This is a genomic window from Nocardia sp. NPDC056100, from assembly GCF_042266325.1.
In the GTDB taxonomy this organism is placed as follows: Bacteria; Actinomycetota; Actinomycetes; order Mycobacteriales; family Mycobacteriaceae; genus Nocardia.
Genome location: NZ_JBHJVY010000002.1, coordinates 1,846,429 through 1,864,728, shown reverse-complemented (window position 1 = coordinate 1,864,728; position 18,300 = coordinate 1,846,429). Strand labels below are relative to the sequence as shown.

Genomic DNA, 18,300 nt, shown 5'->3' with positions numbered 1-18,300 from the left:
GTGTCCTCGGTGATGTGTGATCGGTGATTTCCGTCCGTAGGTATGACCTCGGCCCTGCGGCAGAATCGTCGCCATGGGCGAAACCTCTTGCGAACCCACCGCTCAGGACGCGGACCTGGCCCGTGCCCGGGCGGGCGATGACGCGGCCTTCACGCGGTTGGTGGCACCGCTACGCCGCGAACTGCATGCCCATTGCTATCGGATGCTCGGGTCGGCGCACGATGCCGATGACGCTGTGCAGGAGGCCATGGTGCGCGCATGGCGCGGGGTGGCGCGCTTCGAGGGCCGCAGCTCGCTGCGCTCCTGGCTGTACACCGTGGCCACCCGCGTCTGCCTGACCGCACTAGAGGCCAGCGGAAAACGGGCGCTGCCAATGGATCTCGGTCCGTCCAGCGCGCACGCCGTGCTCGATCAGCGGCTACGGACCGATATCTCCTGGCTCGGACCGTATCCCGATGCCGATCTCGCACACGATGCCGCAGCACCCGAAGCCCGCTACGCGCAGCGTGAGGCGGTGGAGCTGGCCTTCGTGGCCGCCTGCCAGCATCTGCCAGGCAATCAGCGGGCGGCGCTACTGCTGTTCGACGTCCTCGGATTCAGCGCCGCCGAGATCGCCGCGATGATGGACACCACCACGACGTCGGTGAACTCCGCACTCGCGCGTGCTCGTCGCGTCCTCGCGAAAACACTCCCCGTGCGGAGTCAACAGCAGACGGTGCGCGCCATCGGCGACTCGACAGCGCGGACCCTGGCGCTCGAATTCGCCGGGGCGTTGGAACGCGGCGACGCCGACGCCTTGGTCGCATTGCTCACCGAGGATGTCACCTGGTCGATGCCACCGCTGCCACACTGGTATTCGGGTGTCGACGCGGTCCGTGATTTCGCCGTTCAGGTGCCGATGACTCGTTGTCCGAACTGGCGGCACCGGCTTATCAGCTCGAATGGTCAAGTGGCCGTTGCCTTCTACGCCGGCGCGGATGCCGTGCAGGTGCACAGCGCGTGGGCGATCGCGGTGCTGACCCTGCGTGATCACCGGATCGCCGAGATCACCTCATTCCTCGACCCCGGCTGTTTCGAACTGTTCGGCCTTCCTACGGTGCTCGCCTGACCGGTGAAGCCGACGGAACGTCACAGTGCGGCACATTGTGTGCCGAAACTCGGCCCGTGGGTGCACAGCGCGGTCGGCCGAGGGTGTTTCTCCTACAGTGGCAGTAGCAGCACAACGAGCGAAGGGGCGACCGTGTCCACATCCCTCGTCAAGGGTCAGAACGGGCCGTTGACCGTCGACAATCTGGTGATTTCCGTACAGGTGGCCGCGCCGGCGGATCTGTCGGCACTATTGGTGACCGAGCAGGGGCGTGTGCGCTCGGACGCGGATTTCGTCTTCTTCAACCAGCCCGTCGGACCCGGTGTTCGATTGCGGCCTTCGGCGCCCGGACAGCCTGCGGCACTGGCGGTTTCGCTGGCGGAGGTGCCGCCCGATATCGCCCAGATACGGGCGGTGATCACCCTCGATCAGCCGGGCGCCACCTTCGGAGGTATGCCGGCGCCCATCGCCGTGGTGGCCGAGGCCACGGGAAACCCGTTGTACGACTATCGCATCGGGGATTTGAGCACCGAATCGATCGTCATCGCGCTGGAGTTGTATCGGCGCGCGAACGCCTGGAAGGTGCGCGCGGTCGGACAAGGCTACGCGGGCGGATTCGCCGCGCTGGTCACCGACCACGGCGTCACCGTGGACGATGCGACACATGCCGCGCCCGCGCGCGTCTCGCCTGCGCCCCCGCCCGCCGCGACGGGAACCCGGCCACCATCGCCTCCGGCTTATCCGCCGACCTCACCGCCGCAGTATTCGCCTGGCGCGGCATACCCACCACCTCCTGCGTACCCACCGCAGCCCGGTAACCGGCCGCCCGCCGCACCGGATTCGGCGAATGAGGTGAGTTTGGCCAAGGGTCGTCCGGTCAGTCTCAGCAAGGGGCAGCGCGTCACACTGCGCAAGGAGGGTGGTGTCGAGCTGACAGCGATTCGCATGGGGCTGGGATGGGACCCGGTGAAAAAGGGCGGATTGTTCGGCGGCCGAACCGTCGATATCGATTTGGACGCTTGGGTGGCGATGTTCGCCGGTGCCCATCTGACCGACGTCGCCTACTACGGTGAACTCGTCTCCAAGGACGGATCCATCCGGCACCAGGGCGATAATCTGACCGGCGCGGGCGAGGGCGATGACGAGGTGATCCTGGTCGACCTCACCCGTGTCCCGGCCGGTATCACCACCTTGCTGTTCGTGGTGACCTCCTATCAGGGCCAGACGTTCGAGCAGGTCAGCAATGCCTACTGCCGACTCGTGGACGGCACGACCAATGCGGAGCTGGCTCGGTACAGCCTCACCGGCGGAATGCCGTTCACCGCGTTGGCGATGGCCAAGGTCTTCCGGTTCGGCGGCGACTGGAAGTTGCAGGCCATCGGCGAGGGCTTCCAAGCCAAACACCCGGGCGAAGCGGTGCCACAGCTCGGGCGGTTCGTGAGCAATTCCTGACCGTGGCTCGCGGCCACCCCTGAGGACTCACCATCAGCCCAGCATCGGGGCCGGTTGGCGGCCCAGCTCAGCAGCACGATCACCACGGAGGTCACATTATGGCTGCATCGACGGGAGCGCGCCTGGGAGCGAAAATGCTCCGCACCCGATGGCTCGTGCGAGCGCCGATCCGACTGTACCGAGCCGGGTTCGGCTTCCTGTTCGGGAGCCGAATGCTCATGCTCTCCCACACCGGACGCCGCAGTGGCGCAACACGATTCGTCGTTCTCGAAGTGGTCGATCGCCCGACGCCCGATCAACTGATCATCGTCTCCGGGTTCGGCGCGGATGCGCAGTGGTATCGCAACATCCAGGCCGATCCACACGTCCGGGTCTGGATCGGAACGCGCCGTGGAATACCCGCGATCGCGACTCCGATGAGCAGCGGAGAATCGGCGGCCGCATTGGCCCGCTATGCCGAAAAACACCCGGTCGCGTGGAATCGCTTGCGCGCCACAATCGAAGAGGCCACCCGTGCACCGGTGGACAGCCTGCCGATGGTTCATCTGCAATCGCTATCCGATCGCGACGGTCATCTTGCCTCCGGCTGAACCGGATTCCATGAGCTCGTGTGCGCGGACGATGTCCTCGAAAGCGAAGGTGCGAAACGGTTTTGCGTGATAGGTCCCCGAGGCGGCCTTGGCGATGAAATCGGTGAATGGTACGGCCGAGAGCGGATATTCGGGTGTGCCGAAGTTGAAGCTGCCGAAGAACGACAGTTGAATTCCGCTGGGCAGGTCCGCGATTGGTGCGAAATCGGCGACGGGGCCCAGTCCGCCGAGGAAGCCGGCCTGGCAGACGCGACCCCGCGGGCGAACCGTGGCCACCGAATCTCGCAGCACCGAGTTGCCTACCAGATCCAGCAGTGAGTCGACGGTGATGCCGCGTTCTCGGACCTGGGTGACGAGCTGACCATCATCGATGAGAACTCTTGTAGCGCCGATGCTTTCGAGGAAAACTGCGTTCTTGGCAGCTCGCGTGGTGGCGATGACGGTGGCACCTGAATCCGCGGCGATGTTGACTGCGGCCTGTCCCAGCGCGGAGGTCGCGCCGCGCACCAGCACCGTATGCTCGCGCTCGATCGCGAGGTTGTCGTTCAGGGCTGTCCACGCGGTCGCGTAGACCTCCGGGATCGCGGCAAGGTCGGTCCACTCGAGCGTGGTGTCGACCGGCACCACGTTGTCCGCCGGGACGGTGACCAGCTCGGCGTAGGAGCCGTTGCGGGTACGCCCCATACCGCCCATGATCGCGATGACCGGTGTTCCGGCCGGTAGTCGCCCCGATGGATCCTCGGCCACCACGCCCGCCGCCTCGATTCCGGTAACCTGCGCGACCTCGCCCCACTGCCCCGAGCGCATGTACGTCTCGGCGTGGTTCAGTCCGAAAGCCTTGACCTGCACCAGGATTTCACCCGCACCTGCCACCGGATCGGGCAGCTCGCGAACCGTGAGTACCTCGGGCGCACCGTAGTGAGAGATGGTTATCGCCTTCATGACATTCCTCATTCTTGAGTGTTCATTCAACTATTTGGGCTGAAGAAGGGCCGCCCTGAAAATGGCGGCCTTGGAGCGTTTTTCGTGCGGCTTAGGGTGTTCGCAACCCCGCAAAAGCGGAATCGACAATCGCGCGCAGTAGCGCCTCGTCCGGATTGGCCTTGCCGACCACCATCAGTCCCTGCGAGGTGGCCACCAGCCCTTTCGCGGTGCCGACGGGATCGATGTCCGCTCGAATCTCGCTGCGCCGCAACGCGTTGCCGAGCGCCGCCCGGATTCGATCCTCCAGTCGCGCGTGATGTCCCCGCACCACCGCGGCGGCCGCGTCATCGGTGGCCGCATTCTCGATCGCCGTATTCACCAGCAGGCATCCCTGCCGCCCCTCGGGGGAGAGCAGGTCGGCCACCAGTCCGTCGAAGTACCCTCGAATCTGCGGCACCGAGGCATTCGGGTCATCGAGCTCCCCGAGCTTCTGTGGCACAACGAGATCCGAATACCTGCGCAGCGACGCCAGGAACAGCGCGTGCTTCCCGCCGGGAAACGCACTGTAGAGACTCCCCGGCTTCACCCCGGTGGCTTTGACCAACTCCTCTACCGAGGTGGCCCGATACCCGCGCTCCCAGAACCGATGCATCGCGGCGTCCACCACGTCATCAGGTTCGAACTCTCGGTACCGGGCCATGCGGCCAACTTACTTGAATGACCCTTCAAAAAACAACCGTCTATCGCGGTTGTAGCCCTTGCCGGGCCTGGCGGTGCTGTCAGGAGAGGGCGGTGAGCAGCGCGGCGATGAGTAGTACCGCCAGCAGGATTAGAGCCAGGAACACCTGGGGGTGCAGCCCGGCGACGGGCCTGTTATGGAATTCGGGGTCGTGGATGGCGGTGCCGGGGAACAACAGCGCGCCGAGTAGGCCCAGCCATGGCGTGGCCAGGATCGCGCCGGCGGTGAACACCGCGAATTGTTCGCTGTCCCAGGGTGTTACGAGCAGGGCCAGTGCGATGACACCGAGCAGGATCGACATGACGATGTATTGGGCGTCGTGGAATTTCGCGTGCGGCGGCCATCTGTCGTTGCGCATGTGCTGGGCGGCGGTGGCGGGGATGACGAAGTCGGCGAGCAGTGCGCCGAACGTGGTGACGACTGCGACGAGGGTGGCGAGGACGCGGGCGACGGTGAGAGTTGTCACGGGATTCCTTGTGAGTGCGGTGTTTTCGCGTGGTGACAGCGCAGGAAGTCCTCGACGACCGTGTGTACGTAGTCGAGGTCGAAGGTTCGGTTGGCGACGAGCCTGCGGAAGAAGAGTGGACCGTGCAGTTGATCGACGGCGAGGTCGATATCGAGGTCGTGCGGCAGTTCGGCGCGGGCGATGGCATCGGCCAGGATCGTGCGCACCATGTGGGTGCCCGAGCGGTACAGCGCCTCCTTGACCTCCGCGAATTTCGGGTCGGCACCGGACCTTTCGATCATTACGCGCATCGCCTGCTCGCTGGCCGGTTCGTGCAGCATCTCCCGGGCTGTGGCCAGCGCGGTCAGCAGGTCGGCGCGCAGGTCACCGGTCGGCTGAGACTGGGCGAGGGTGATGTGCAGGGTGATGGTGGCGCGCACCAGATCGGTCGGCTCCGGCCACAGCCGGTACAGCGTGGCGCGGCTGATCCCGCTGCGTGCCGCGACGGCGGCATGAGTCAGACCGGCCGCACCCTGCTCGATCAACAGGTCCCGGGCCGATGCGAGCGCGGCATCGCGACTGCGCACCGTACGTGGATCCGGTGGTCGCACCACACCTCCTGTGAGACAGTTTGTTTCGAAGTTACGAGACAAACTGTATCGAAGTGCGGTGGATGTGGAAAGGGCGATCCGTGGGTCCGATGTCGTCCCTGGTCGGCGGCGCGGCGGTACGCTGCCCCTTATCGCAAGCCGGACTGTATTCGGAGGGGCGTATGGACAGCGCGGGCGCGACGATTGTGGTGGAGTCCGGGTGGATGCCCGTCAATGAGCTACTGCGGCTGTTGAATTCGGGTGCCTCCGATGGTGGCGTCACGGTGTCGGGGGAGGTGCCGGAGCATCGGGGAATTGATCCGGCCGTTGCGGTGGCGTTGATTTCGGGTGGGTTCGGGACGTTGGCACCGTTTCTCATCGAGTTCGCCAAGCGGCTGTTCCGGGCTGAGCCCGATGCGGTGGTGAATGTGGAGACCGAAGCGGGACCGGTGGTTTTGTTGTCGTCGCTGCCGGAGGCGGTGCGAACCGAGCTGGTCAATTCCGCGATCGCGTCCGGGGCGCTGCGGGTGCGGATCACTCTCGAACCGGACGAGTGATGGCCGCCGAGTGGGCGGCTCGGCTCGATGAGTTGGTTGAGCGGGCGCTCGGCTCGGACCCGCCCGATGTGGATGCGCTCAACGCCGCGATCGAACATGCCGAAGAGGTGGATCTCTCCGAGACGCCGGATGTCATGCGCGCTCGGGAGCAAATGCTGTTGCTGGCAAGCACTCTCGGCCGGCAGTACGGCGTCGAGGCGGCTGATCCGCCGTTGATCGTGGCGATGAACGTATCCCTGTCGATCTTCGCCTACTCCGGAGATCCGGATCCGGTGCTGGAATTGGCGCGGTGGCTGCGGGACCGGGGACTGACGACGCGGGCGATCGCGCTGCTCGATCATGCGTTGCAGGTCGAGACACTCACTCTTGCGGACGGACCGCCGCCGAATGCGCGAGTGCATGCGCTGCGCGGTGAAATACTCCGCCGCCACAGGGATTTGGATGGTGCGGACGCATCGCTGAACGCGGCCGTCGAGCAGTTGACGGCCGATGATCTCGAGACGTTGCGGCTGCGCGCCGACGTGCTCAACAATCTCGGGCTGCTGTACTGCGATCGCGGTGATCTGACCGGCGGTAAGCAATTCCTCATCGCCGCACTGGAACTCGGCGAACGGGTCGATCCCGATCCGGTGCACACGGCCATCACCCTGGATAATCTCGGCACGGTCGAAGCGGCCATGGCCGCGGCCTCGGGACCGCTATGGATCGACGAGACGCTGGTGAACGCGGTGACGGCCGAACATCTGCGCGATGCGGAGTATTTCCACGCCCGCGCGGCCGAACAGTTCGAAATCGCGCTGCCCGCGGCGGCGGACGACTACATGGTCTCGCTGCTCAATCGTGTCGATGTCGCCGGGCAACAGCGCGAACACGAGCTGGAGGACGAGTACAGCTTGCGCGCGGTCGAACTCGTCGCGGAGTACGAGATATCGACCGCCACAGCAATATTCGCACTGGGAGTCCGGGGGGAGGTGCTCAATCGCCTGGGTCGCCAGCGTGAGGTTGTCGAGCTACTCGCTCCGCACCTGTCCGAGTGGATGGGCGTCCCGGCCGAGGACCGCTCGATACCCGGCTTGCGCGCATTGATGTCAGCGGCCTACTTCGAGGGTGACCCCGCACTGACGGAACGGGCGGGCCGGGCCCTCGCCGACACCGACGACATCCTGATGGCTCGCAGACTGGCGGGTGCGCCGGAGTCGACCGCCCGCACCATATTCGCCGAATACATGACCCGCACTGCGGCCGTCATCGGTCATTGCCTCCCGCCCGAGCAGTCGGGCGACGCGCCCGAGTGGGTGTACGAGCTGCTGCTCAATCGCAAGGGTGTGCTCGCCGAACGTCAAGGCAGGGCTTGGCTGCGAGCGCGGTCCGAGGCGGGCGAGCTACTCGAGCAGGTGCGCGAGCTGCGAGCCGAGGTCGCCCGGACCGATCTCGAATGGACCGGCGAAAGCACGATCACCGCGGCTCGTAGACGGCAGGATGAGGCAGCGCGTCGGCTCGGAATCGTTGAGACGCAACTGTTTCGGGCAGTCGGCGAGGATTGGCGGTCATTGGTCTCTATCGACGATGTGCGGTCCGCGCTCGGCGCGGACCGCACACTCCTCGATATCGCGACCGAGGTCACCCCGACCGGGGAACGCAATTACGTGGTCTTCCTCGTGGATTCCGACGGGCCGATCCGCTACCGCAGACTGGGCGATGCCCTCGAAACCGATGTTCAGATCGAGCGTGTCTGCTGGGAATTGGGCGCGGTGCCCGAGCCGGGCCTCGAATCGGACTGGAAAGCGCGTGTCACACAGCGTATTCCCGCCGTGGTCGACACCACCACCGAGCTCGCCGATCAGGTCGTGATCTCGCCGACCGGTGCGTGGGGCGAAATGCCGGTCTGGGGGCTGGTGGACTCCGAGGATGTATTCCTCGCAGAGGATCACCTACTGTCCCTGGTGCCCAGCGCCCGCCTCCTTGCTCGGGACTCCGAAACACCCTCGGACACTGGGCCTCCGGTCGTATTCGGTGCACCCGATTTCGATCTGGAGGTCGCCGACGACGAGCCGCTCATCTTCTCCCTGCGACTGGATGCGCTCGAGCATGCCCGCACCGAAGCCATTGATGTCGCAACACAACTCGGCGTTTCTCCGGTTCTCGGTGCGAAGGCCGACCGCGCCCGGCTGCTCGCGGTGCACCGTCCCCGCATCCTGCATATCGCCACCCACGGCATGTTCCTCGATGCCATCGGCCACCGCGCCGAACTCAACGAACCCCGGGGCTACACCATGCGTTCGGTCGGCGGCGTCCCGGTCAAAACCGAGGGCAACGAGCTCCTCGGCGACCGAATCGACAAGGCGCACAACGCCAGAACCCGCCACCGCGCCCGCGTCCGCTGGTTGCAGAAGATCGGCCCGGCCGGGCAACTATCGCGCTCGGCCCTCATGCTCAGCGGCTTCAACGCCTGGCTGGCCGGTGTCGAAACCACCCCCGGCGTGAACGCGGGCATCGTCTCGGCCGGTGAATTCGCACTGCTGGACCTCGCCGGAACCGAACTGGTGGTCCTCTCGGCCTGCGAAACCGGCGTCGGCGCAGTCGATTACGCCGACGGCAGCCTGCTCGGCCTACGGACCGCAGCCCTGGCCGCCGGAGCCCAATGCTGCATCAGCACGCTCTGGAGCGTCGACGACGCCTGCACCGCGCTCTTGATATCGGCGTTCTACCAACATCTTTCAGCCGGTTCGACTCCTGCGGCCGCCATGGATGCCGCCCAGCGCGAGATCCGCCAAACCCACCCCGCCCCCTACTACTGGGCGGGCTGGGCGGTGGAGGGCATCGACTGAGTCGATGCTCGAGCCACTCAGGATTGGATGAAGGCGAGCAGGTCGGCGTTGATGGTCGCGGCCTCGGTGGTGGGCATGCCGTGCGGGAAGCCCGGGTAGGTCTTCAACGTGCTGTTGGGCAGCAGTTCGGCCGAGCGGATGGCGGCGTCCTGGATCGGGACCACCTGATCGTCCTCACCGTGCAGCACCAGGGTGGGAATGGTGATCTTGGTGAGTTCTTCGGTGAAGTCGGTCTGGGAGAACGCGACGACACCGTCGTAGTGCGCCTTGGCTCCGCCGGCCATGCCCTGACGCCACCAGTTGGCGATGATGCCCTCCGAGGGCTGCGCGCCGGGGCGGTTGTAGCCGTAGAACGGGCCTTCGGCGAAGGTGCGGAAGAAGTCCGAGCGGTTGGTGGCGACCTGCTCCTGGATGCCGTCGAACACCGACTTATCCAGTCCGCCCGGGTTGTCGGCGGTCTTGACCATGATCGGAGGGACCGCGCTGATCAGCACGGCCTTGGCTGCCCGGTCCTGGCCGTGCCTGGACAGGTAGCGCACGACCTCGCCGCCACCGGTGGAGTGGCCGATATGCACCGCGTTGGTCAGGTCGAGGTGGTTGACGACTGCGGCCAGGTCGTCGGCGTAGTGGTCCATATCGTGGCCATCCGCGACCTGCGCCGAGCGACCGTGTCCGCGCCGGTCGTGGGCGACCACCCGGAAACCGTGGGACAGGAAGAACATCAGCTGGGCGTCCCAGTCGTCCGAGGACAGTGGCCAGCCGTGGCTGAAGACGATGGGCTGACCGGTGCCCCAGTCCTTGTAGAAGATATCGACGCCATCCGGCGTAGTGATGACAGGCATGTGAAACTCCTTCTGGTCGGATACTCGATGTCGCTTTACAGCTGGAACCTGTTGCAGCACAGAGCTTCTGAACTATTGATCGGCGCGTTGAATGAGTCTGCGCGTTTCGAGGAGCGTGCGCCCCACTTTACGCGCCACGAAAACCGCACTTTCCGCCATGGCCCGGCGTGGTGCCTACCGGGCGGCCTGCTCGATGAAGGCGGCGACCACGCCCGGCTGGGAGACCAGTGACGCGTGTGAGGCGTCGACCTCGGCGGTGTGCGCACCCATGCGCTGGGCGAAGAAGCGCTCCGCAGCTGGCGGGATCACCCGATCCGCGGCCGAGACCAGATACCAGGTCGGCGTCGTGGCCCAGGAAGCCGGACCGCTGGGCTCCAACAGCGCGGTCGCGGCAATGGAATGCTGATGGGTGATCATATTCGCGGCGGTGGCCGACGAAACATCCTGCGCGAAAACGGTATTGAAGGAATCGGGCGCGACCGATCCTTCGATTCCCGACCCCGAGGGCGTCAATGCCAGTGCGGGAGGCTGCAATTGACTGCCGGGGAACCGGAACGGGTCCATGGCGATCGCGATCGGTTCGCCCTGCTGTGGCGCGAACGCCGCGATATAGACCATGGCCTTGACATCGGTGTCGTGGACATTGGTGATGACCGCGCCGCCGTAGGAATGCCCGGCCAGCACGATCGGCCCGTCGATTCCGGCGAGTACCTGTTCGATCGCGGCGGCGTCGTTGGCGGGACCGCGTAATGGGTTGTCCGGCACCACGACTCGATAGCCGTCCGCGCGTAGTGCGGCTGCGACGCCGTCCCAGCTGCTGGCGTCGGCGAAGGCCCCGTGTACCAGCACGATGGTGGGGCGTGGTGCGTCGGCGTGCGCGGGCGCGACGGATACGGTCAGCGCACCGGCCAGGGCAGCCGCGGCAAACGGGATCCGCAGGATTCGTCGAATATGCATGAGGCTCTTATCTGTTCATGTGGGGTCGGCGACGATTCGTCGGTCGACACGGGTAGGCAACGGATTCACAGGGTTTCGATGAGTCCGCCGTCGATCCGGAAGTCCGCGCCGGTGACATTGGCGGTTCGGTCGCTGGCCAGCAGCAGCACAAGGTCGGCGACCTCCTGAGGATGGGTGAAGCGGCCTGTGACGCTCTTGGCTGCGGCTTGGCGGACCACCTCGTCGGGATCGGCTGCGGCTGCGGCGCTGACTACGGCGGCGACGCCCTGATCGCCGAGCCACAGCGCCGTGGTGACCGGTCCGGGTGAGATGGTGTTCGCGCGAACACCTTGGGGTCCAAACTCTTTCGACAACGATTTGCTGAAGTTCGACAAGGCGGCTTTGGCGGCGGAGTAGTCGATGACGCCGGGATCGGGCAGTGTCGCGTTGACCGAACTGATCGTCACGATGGACGTGCTATCGCGCTGGATCAGATACGGCAGTGCGGCGCGGGCCGTGCGCACCGCTACGAGCAGGTTCGTGGTCAGGGACCACAGCCAGTCCTCATCGGTCACCGCGAGGAAACCCTGTACGCGGGGGATGACAGCGCCGACATTGTTGACCACGATGTCTATTCCGCCGAATGCGCTCATTGCCTCATCGATCAGTCGCTGGGGCCCGTCGGCGGTGCTGAGATCGATCAACGGTGTTCGCACGCCCTCGCGGGTGGCCAGTTCGGTCAGGTCGGGGCTCCCGGTGCGTGATCCTGCGACTACTGAAACACCTTCGGCGGCAAGTGCTTTCACTACGCTCAGGCCGATACCCCGGCCTGCTCCGGTCACGACGGCGACTTTGCCCGCGAGGTTCAGGTCGAACATCGCGGTGCTCAGAGCTCCTGGGTCTTCAACCAGGACAGGCAGGCGTCGGCGACTTCGCGCCATCCGTGATCGACGACCAGCGAATGCCCGCGGTCCGGGAACTCCAGGAAGTCGGTGACCGCGTCGGAATGGCGGTACTGCTTCAGGGTTGCCCTGGTGACGGCTTCGGGAACGGTGTGGTCCTTGCCGCCGGTGATCAGCAGCAGTGGGCCGCGCGCTTCGTTGGCGGTGTCGACCTTCGCCGCGGAATGCGGGTTGAAATTGGCTGCCGCCGCTTCGAAGAGCGGTTTGCCCGGGGCGGGCACCGTCCACCGCTCGTACAGCTCATCGGATTCCTCGGCCGGAATCGCGTTTCCGAACGCGTACCGGAACTCTTCGGAGGTGAGCGATACCGCCCGGTTACGGTTGGCGGGGTTCTTGAACACCGGTGTGGTCGAGCGCAGCGCCGAAAGCGGCAGCGGCAGTACGCCTTTGATCTGTGCGGCGTCGATGGCGATGGCGGCTCGGGCACGGTCCTGCCCGAGCAGTTTCTGGGCGACCATGCCGCCGAAGGAGTGCCCTATCAGGATCGGCAGCTCGGGAAGCTCGGCGATGATCGCGGCATAGTGCTCGACTACGTCATCGATGCCATGACCCGCCACGCCCTCGGGTGTGGCCCGGGCCGCCTCGACGGTGTCGAGTTCACCGGGCCAACCGGGCGCGGAGACCTGGTACCCCTGTTCGCCGAAGAGGCCGAGCCAGGGTTGCCACGATGTCGAGTGCAGCCAGAGTCCGTGGATGAAAAGAACCGGAGTCACGATGTCTCCCTGCGATGTCGGTGGAGTTGACCCGTTCATGAGACCTCGTGCGCACCACCCGGCGAATCGGAGAAACCTCCCAGTGTTTTTCTAGTCTCCCGACCCCAGCGTCGTACGAAGTTGCCTGCGGGAGGTCACCGAGAGCTTCCGGAAGATCTTGGTGAGGTGGTATTCGACGGTGGAGGTGCTGATATAGAGCCGCGCCGCGATCTCGGTATTGGTCGCGCCTTCGGCCGCCAACGCGACGATCTGGGTTTCCTGCGGGGTGAGCTGTGGGTCGGGTGCCAGCGTTCTTCGGTGCACGCGTTCACCGGTGGCGGCGAGCTCTGCACGTGCACGTTCGGCGAAGAGCGGTGCGCGTGCCGCGCAGAACATGTCGTAGGCGAGCCGCAGCTGGACCCGGGCTTCGAGTCGCTGTTTGCGCCGGCGCAGCCACTCGCCGTACAGCAGATGGGTGCGGGCCAGATCGACGACGACTGTGGTCTGCCCGAGCCGATCGATCGCTTCCCGATACAGCGCCGCCGCGGTGTCATCGTTCGCGAGCAATGCCTGCGCCCGTGCCAAAGACCCCAGCGCCCAGGGGGTTCCGCTGGCCCGCGCCTGCGCATCGAGTCTGGCCAGGGCAAGCGCCGCGAGCGCGGTCTCCTGCGCGCGAACCCCCGCCTCGACCATATCCGCGAGCACCAGATTGCTGTGACCGGGCACATCATCGTCATAGAGACACCGCGCCCGCTCCAGCGCCGCGCGATAGTTCCCCAGACTCAACTCGAGCACGATCATGCCGCGCGCGGCCACCGCCGCCTGCATGGCCCGCGACGGGAAATCCGCACCCTCCACACTCGCCGCCAGCGCGCGGGCCTGCGCTTCCGCGCCACTCCACACCAGCAGCTCCAGCCGCTGCATGTAGTTCTCCTCCGGCAGCCCGATCACCGTGAGCAACTCATGGGACTCGGTCAGATAGCTCGCGGCCTCCTCGCGCCGACCCGCTCGCAGCGCGTCGGTCGCCTGGCATTCCAGCACGACTCGCAGTCCGACGAGTGCGCCGTTGTCCCGGTCGAAGTTCCGCAGCCGGGCGAACAGGGTCAGCCTGGCGTTGTCGTCCCACAGCTCATCGCTCGCGAAATGGGCGAAAACCGCCAATGGCATGCCTTGTTCGCCGAGCTCCCCGTCGCGCAGGGCCGCCAGCGCGGTACGCCACCGGGGGACGGCGGCGGCATACCCCTCGCTGATCCGGGTGGCCAGCGCGACGATGCACAGGTCGTGCGCCGATGACGCGGCTCGCCCTTCGAATACATCCAGCGTCGCGCGCGCGACCTCCGCCAAAGTGGTGCCCACTGTGTCTTCCCTGGACAGCATTGCCGCGCTCAACGCCTGGGACAGCATGAGCCAGGCCAGATCACCGTCGCCGGGATCCAACTCCGCCGCGGCGGCCAGCAGCAGCGCGGGCTGGTCTTCGAAACGGCAGAAGTAGGTCTCGATCGCCGCTTCGAGCCAGCGCGCCCGTCCTCGTATCGCGGGCACCCGGCTGTCCGGGTGCGATTCGCGCAGCAGCCGCTGAGCCGATTGCGGATCACCGCACATCAGATACACCTGGGCCGCAACCAATCTCCGCTCATCGCGCCGCGATACCGCGGGAGTCAACTCGGCCGCGCGCGCCAGTAACACCGCCTCGGCAGCATAGCCGCCGCGGGCTCGGGCGCGCTGCGCGGCATTCTCCAGATCGCGTGCGACCGCCTCATCGGCACCCGCCGTGGCCGCGGCCAGATGCCAGGCGCGTAGGTCGGGGTCGTGGTCCGGATCGCAGGCCGCGGAGATCGCCTGATGCGCGCGCCGCAAACCACCCGGATGCGCGGCCGCGTGCACGGCGGAACGAATCAGTGGATGGGAGAACGCGAAACCGTTGCCGCGCACCAGCACTCCGGCCTCGACGGCGGGGTCGGCGTCGTCCTCGGACAGTCCGAGCAACGCCGCCGCACGCCACAGCAGCGCCTCATCGCGGATCGGGCTGATCGAGGCGAGCAGCAGCAGATCCCGGGTGCGTTTGCCGAGCGCCTCGATGCGCTCGAGGAAACAGGCGGCCAGGCGCGAGCCGATGGGCAGCGGTTCGGGCAATGCCGCTGTGCCGCCCAATTGTTCGGTGGTCAGCGACGACACCAGGGTCATCAGGGCGAGCGGGTTGCCATCGGTTTGTTCGGTCAGCGTGCGGGCGACGTCGTCATTGAGGAAGCGCTGCGCGGTGCGGGCCAGCAATTCCCGGGCGGCCGGGCCGGGGAGTCCGGCCAGAATGTGCCCCGGCAACCCTTCGAAAAGCGCGCTGTCCGAAGCCAATTCGCGCACCGCGAACAGCATTCCGACACCTTCGGCGTGCAGTCTGCGTGCGACGAAGGTCAATGCCTCACGGGATTCACGATCGAGCCACTGCGCATCATCGATCAGGCAGACCAGGGGACGCTCGCCCGCCAGTTCCGCGAACAGGCTCAGCGTCGCCAGACCCACCAGGAAGCGGTCGGGCGCGGGGCCCGCGACGAGTCCGAAAGCCGCACCCAGCGCGGCTTTTTGCGGCTCGGGCAGGCGTTCGCGGCGATCGAGGAACGGTCGCACCAGGCGGTGCAGCGCCGCGAATCCCAGGGGCGATTCGGACTCGATGCCCGAGGTTCGCAACACCAGCAGGTCGTCGGTGGTATCGGCGATATGGTCGAGCAACCGGGTCTTGCCGATTCCGGGCGCTCCGGCCAGCACCAGCGCTTCGCTCAGCCCCGCCCGCACCTTGTTCGTGAAGGCTTCCAGCACAAGGCATTCCGCCGCTCTTCCGACCAGCGGCGCGCGGGTAGGCGCGGGCGCGTGGTCCACGATATCGGTCATCAGCGCCGCCTAAGCTCGAGAGTCGATCCACCCGAGTCCGGTTCGGCGATGCTTCCGCGTGTGCCGGACTGTCCTCGTACTTCCAACACGTCGTGTCGTCCGGATGTCACGCTAGGGCGGCGCGATGGCGAGGTGAATCATCGGCGCGCCAATCGTGCACGCACAGAACAGTGCCGTGCCGAATCAGGCAGGTCCGTCAAGGGGCCTGCCGGTCATTGGCTCTGCTGCCACTCCCGTGGTGACATGCCGTAGGCGTCGCGGAAGCGGCGAGCGAAATGCGCCGGGTTGGTGAAGCCCCATCTGCGCCCTACCACCGCGATCGGTACGGTACGGCCCTGCCGAGCGAGATCGGCCCGCGCGCCCTCGAGCCGGGCGCCGATGATCCACTGGCTCAACGGGATTCCCCGTGCGGACCAGACATTGTACAAATGCCGGACCGAGATATTGTGGGCCCGCGCGATCTGCTCGGCATTCAGGCCGGGGTCACCGAGATGCTGTTCCACATACGCGGCTATCCGCAAATACAGGGTGTCATGCAGGTCCGCATGCCGGCGCGGGTCGGCGGCCGCGGTGGTGATCAGCGCCCGAACCAATTGGGTGGTCGCCGATTTGAGCATGATTCGGGCGGGCCCGGGTTCGATATCACCCTCTTCGCCGAGTGCGGCGATATGGGCGGAGACCAATCCGTACAGCGGACTCGATTTGAGTCGGGGAGCCGCGCTGCGGACGGTTTCGATGGGCAGCGCGAGCTGGTCGTAATCGAAGATCAGCACCTTGGAGCCGCCGATACCGCTCGACGAATAGTCCGAGACGCTGGTGCCGTCGGTGAGCGAGAGTTCACCGACCTCGATGACCTGATCCGCGCCGCAGTGCGAAAAAGTGCCGGACCCGGTCAATTGCACCCCGAGCCCGACGCGTTCGGGTGCGGCCACGCGCAGCTGTTTATCGCCGCGCAGCACACTCAGACCGGTACCGACCACCTGTGTGGCGTGCACGCCCTCGCCCAGATCCCACACGGTGAACCGGTGCCACAGCTGACCGGCCACCGACCCGAGCCGATTGATCGACGGAATCTCAGTGTCGGACAAAAGGTCCTGCGCCGCCTCGATCCGCTCACTCGCCGGAAGTAGACCGGTATCCAACACAACGACCACGCCGTACCTCCCGCGGACCCGCAGTAGAGATGCGAGTCCGTGGGACAGCCTAGCCAGGATTCGGGCTCAACCTCCACTTATCGGGGATTGATGGATGGGATCCACCCAGAGCACGGTGCTCGGCTGCTCCGCCGCGTCGATATCGAGATTGACCACGACCGCTTCGCTATCGCTGCGCACCAGCACGCATTCCAGCGGTTCATCGGAGCTGGCATTGATTTCCTGATGCGGGACAAATGGCGGAACGAAGATGAAATCGCCGGGCTCGGCTTCGGCGACGAATTCGAGGTGCTCACCCCAGCGCATCCGGGCGCGCCCGCGCACGATATAGATGACGCTTTCCAATTCGCCATGGTGATGCGCGCCGGTCTTGGCATCGGGGTGGATGGTGACTGTACCCGCCCAGAGCTTCTGCGCGCCGACGCGAGCGGCATCGATCGCGGCCGCGCGGTTCATGCCCGGAGTCTGCGGTGTGTTCGTATCGAGTTGATTCGATTTGACCACACGTACCCCGTTGTCCCGCCAGTTACCTTCATCGGGTGAATTCGGCTGCGGTGCATCCACTGTCACGTCCATGCCCCTCTGATCGGTTGGTATCGAAGTCTATTCGACGCTTTCGTATGCCCACGCCGGTCAGAACGACTGGCCGGGTAGCGGCAGGATGCCGAGGTTGGCGTCGAGCCCGCCGTCGACCACGAGGGTGGTGCCGGTGATGTAGCCGGCGGCGGGGGAGGCCAGGAACCAGATCGCCTCGGCCTGCTCGCGTGGTTCGGCGAATCGCCCGAGCGGGATCCGGCGTTCGATCGCGGCCAGCAGGGCCGGATCCTGATGCACGTTGGCGGTGATGCCGGTGCGAGTGAGTCCGGGAGCGAGGGCGTTGACCCGAATCCCCTGTGCCGCATAGTCGATCGCGAATGCCCGGACCAGATTGATCAGTGCCGCTTTGGACGCGTTGTAGGCCCAGTTCCCGGGATCACCGCGCAGCCCGGCGACCGATGCGGTGAACACGGCCGATCCCCGAGATCTGCGCAGTGCCGGAATCGCAGCGCGCAGACCGAGTATCGGCCCGCGCAGGTTGACCCCGAAGATGTGATCGGCTCGATCAATCGCACCGGGTGACTCCAGCGGCGGGGTGCCGCCCGTTCCGGCATTGAGCACGACGGTATCGATTCGGCCGAAGCGGTCGAGCGCTGTCTCGACCGCCGCCCGGTTCACCTCCTCGCCTGAGACGTCGCCGGACAGGGTCACGATGTTCTTGCCCAAGTCATTCAATCCCTGCGGCGAAATATCCACGGCGACAACATGTTCCCCGCGCTCAGCGAACAACTGAGCGGTGGCGCGGCCGATGCCGGACGCGGCACCGGTGACGATCGCGACGCGGCGGTCACCGGTGGGGGAGGGCTCGGTCATGGATGCCTTTCGGACGTCGGCTGCCGGGTTCGCCGGACGACTTCAACACGCACTATTTGCCCGGTCAATGATTTCGACACAGGCGATTTCGAATCGCCGCCCCTGACGGTAGTCGCGGGATAATGCCCGCCACGACCCATTGGGAGACCATCCGGTCACCGGTGCGCGGACTTGGGAATGATCACAGACTTTCGCGGCCGTGCTGGTCA

At 66.0% G+C, this 18,300-nt stretch carries 17 protein-coding genes; 5 read left to right on the top strand and 12 right to left on the bottom strand.

The features are described from left to right. The first annotated feature begins 73 nt into the window (after nucleotides 1–73). The 3 genes from ACFC0O_RS21105 (at nucleotide 74) to ACFC0O_RS21095 (ending at nucleotide 3,129) form a co-directional block, all read left to right on the top strand. On the top strand, nucleotides 74–1,108 hold the full coding sequence (locus ACFC0O_RS21105) for a sigma-70 family RNA polymerase sigma factor (protein ID WP_375960279.1): 1,035 nt from the start codon (nucleotides 74–76) through the stop codon (nucleotides 1,106–1,108). A 132-nt stretch (nucleotides 1,109–1,240) separates the two neighbouring features. After that, on the top strand, nucleotides 1,241–2,539 hold the full coding sequence (locus ACFC0O_RS21100; RefSeq protein WP_375960277.1) for a TerD family protein: 1,299 nt from the start codon (nucleotides 1,241–1,243) through the stop codon (nucleotides 2,537–2,539). Nucleotides 2,540–2,637: 98 nt separating this feature from the next. Continuing rightward, on the top strand, nucleotides 2,638–3,129 hold the full coding sequence (locus ACFC0O_RS21095) for a nitroreductase family deazaflavin-dependent oxidoreductase (RefSeq protein ID WP_375960275.1): 492 nt from the start codon (nucleotides 2,638–2,640) through the stop codon (nucleotides 3,127–3,129). On the opposite strand, the gene ACFC0O_RS21090 is transcribed toward ACFC0O_RS21095, so the two are convergent. From ACFC0O_RS21090 to ACFC0O_RS21075, 4 genes are all read right to left on the bottom strand, one after another. Further along, on the bottom strand, nucleotides 3,094–4,071 hold the full coding sequence (locus ACFC0O_RS21090) for a zinc-binding dehydrogenase (protein ID WP_375960273.1): 978 nt from the start codon (nucleotides 4,069–4,071) through the stop codon (nucleotides 3,094–3,096). The genes ACFC0O_RS21095 and ACFC0O_RS21090 overlap by 36 nt on opposite strands. 91 nt (nucleotides 4,072–4,162) lie before the next feature. Then, nucleotides 4,163–4,753, bottom strand: coding sequence for a TetR/AcrR family transcriptional regulator (locus ACFC0O_RS21085; RefSeq protein ID WP_375960271.1), 591 nt, complete (start codon nucleotides 4,751–4,753; stop codon nucleotides 4,163–4,165). A gap of 79 nt (nucleotides 4,754–4,832) precedes the next feature. After that, complete coding sequence (locus tag ACFC0O_RS21080; RefSeq protein ID WP_375960269.1) at nucleotides 4,833–5,258, bottom strand: DUF6640 family protein; 426 nt, start codon at nucleotides 5,256–5,258, stop codon at nucleotides 4,833–4,835. After that, a complete protein-coding gene (locus tag ACFC0O_RS21075; RefSeq protein WP_375960267.1) occupies nucleotides 5,255–5,848 on the bottom strand; it encodes a TetR/AcrR family transcriptional regulator in 594 nt (197 codons plus the stop codon). Before ACFC0O_RS21075 ends, ACFC0O_RS21080 begins: the two co-directional genes overlap by 4 nt. Before the next feature lie 89 nt (nucleotides 5,849–5,937). Here ACFC0O_RS21075 and ACFC0O_RS21070 point away from each other — a divergent pair, with 89 nt between their 5' ends. Both ACFC0O_RS21070 and ACFC0O_RS21065 read left to right on the top strand, forming a co-directional pair. Continuing rightward, nucleotides 5,938–6,384 (top strand): hypothetical protein, encoded by a 447-nt coding sequence (locus ACFC0O_RS21070; protein ID WP_375960265.1) that lies wholly within the window; start codon nucleotides 5,938–5,940, stop codon nucleotides 6,382–6,384. Next, a complete protein-coding gene (locus ACFC0O_RS21065) occupies nucleotides 6,384–9,212 on the top strand; it encodes a CHAT domain-containing protein (RefSeq protein ID WP_375960263.1) in 2,829 nt (942 codons plus the stop codon). The genes ACFC0O_RS21070 and ACFC0O_RS21065 overlap by 1 nt, the downstream gene beginning before the upstream one ends. 17 nt (nucleotides 9,213–9,229) lie before the next feature. On the opposite strand, the gene ACFC0O_RS21060 is transcribed toward ACFC0O_RS21065, so the two are convergent. The 8 genes from ACFC0O_RS21060 to ACFC0O_RS21025 form a co-directional block, all read right to left on the bottom strand. Continuing rightward, nucleotides 9,230–10,054, bottom strand: a complete 825-nt coding sequence (locus ACFC0O_RS21060; protein ID WP_375960261.1) for an alpha/beta fold hydrolase — start codon at nucleotides 10,052–10,054, stop codon at nucleotides 9,230–9,232. Nucleotides 10,055–10,228: 174 nt separating this feature from the next. Next, nucleotides 10,229–11,011, bottom strand: a complete 783-nt coding sequence (locus tag ACFC0O_RS21055) for an alpha/beta fold hydrolase (RefSeq protein ID WP_375960259.1) — start codon at nucleotides 11,009–11,011, stop codon at nucleotides 10,229–10,231. A gap of 65 nt (nucleotides 11,012–11,076) precedes the next feature. Continuing rightward, entirely contained in the window at nucleotides 11,077–11,868 is a 792-nt protein-coding gene (locus ACFC0O_RS21050; protein WP_375960257.1) for an SDR family NAD(P)-dependent oxidoreductase, read from the bottom strand. Nucleotides 11,869–11,876: 8 nt separating this feature from the next. Beyond that, complete coding sequence (locus ACFC0O_RS21045) at nucleotides 11,877–12,665, bottom strand: alpha/beta hydrolase (protein WP_375960255.1); 789 nt, start codon at nucleotides 12,663–12,665, stop codon at nucleotides 11,877–11,879. A 90-nt stretch (nucleotides 12,666–12,755) separates the two neighbouring features. Continuing rightward, on the bottom strand, nucleotides 12,756–15,527 hold the full coding sequence (locus tag ACFC0O_RS21040; RefSeq protein WP_375960253.1) for a LuxR C-terminal-related transcriptional regulator: 2,772 nt from the start codon (nucleotides 15,525–15,527) through the stop codon (nucleotides 12,756–12,758). A gap of 212 nt (nucleotides 15,528–15,739) precedes the next feature. Then, nucleotides 15,740–16,681, bottom strand: coding sequence for a helix-turn-helix domain-containing protein (locus ACFC0O_RS21035; RefSeq protein ID WP_375960251.1), 942 nt, complete (start codon nucleotides 16,679–16,681; stop codon nucleotides 15,740–15,742). Between the two features lie 66 nt (nucleotides 16,682–16,747). Continuing rightward, the gene (locus ACFC0O_RS21030; protein ID WP_375960249.1) at nucleotides 16,748–17,251 is read right to left on the bottom strand and encodes a cupin domain-containing protein; all 504 of its coding nucleotides are present in this window, start codon (nucleotides 17,249–17,251) and stop codon (nucleotides 16,748–16,750) included. 63 nt (nucleotides 17,252–17,314) lie between these two features. Further along, nucleotides 17,315–18,091, bottom strand: a complete 777-nt coding sequence (locus ACFC0O_RS21025; RefSeq protein WP_375960247.1) for an SDR family NAD(P)-dependent oxidoreductase — start codon at nucleotides 18,089–18,091, stop codon at nucleotides 17,315–17,317. Between the last annotated feature and the right edge of the window lie 209 nt (nucleotides 18,092–18,300).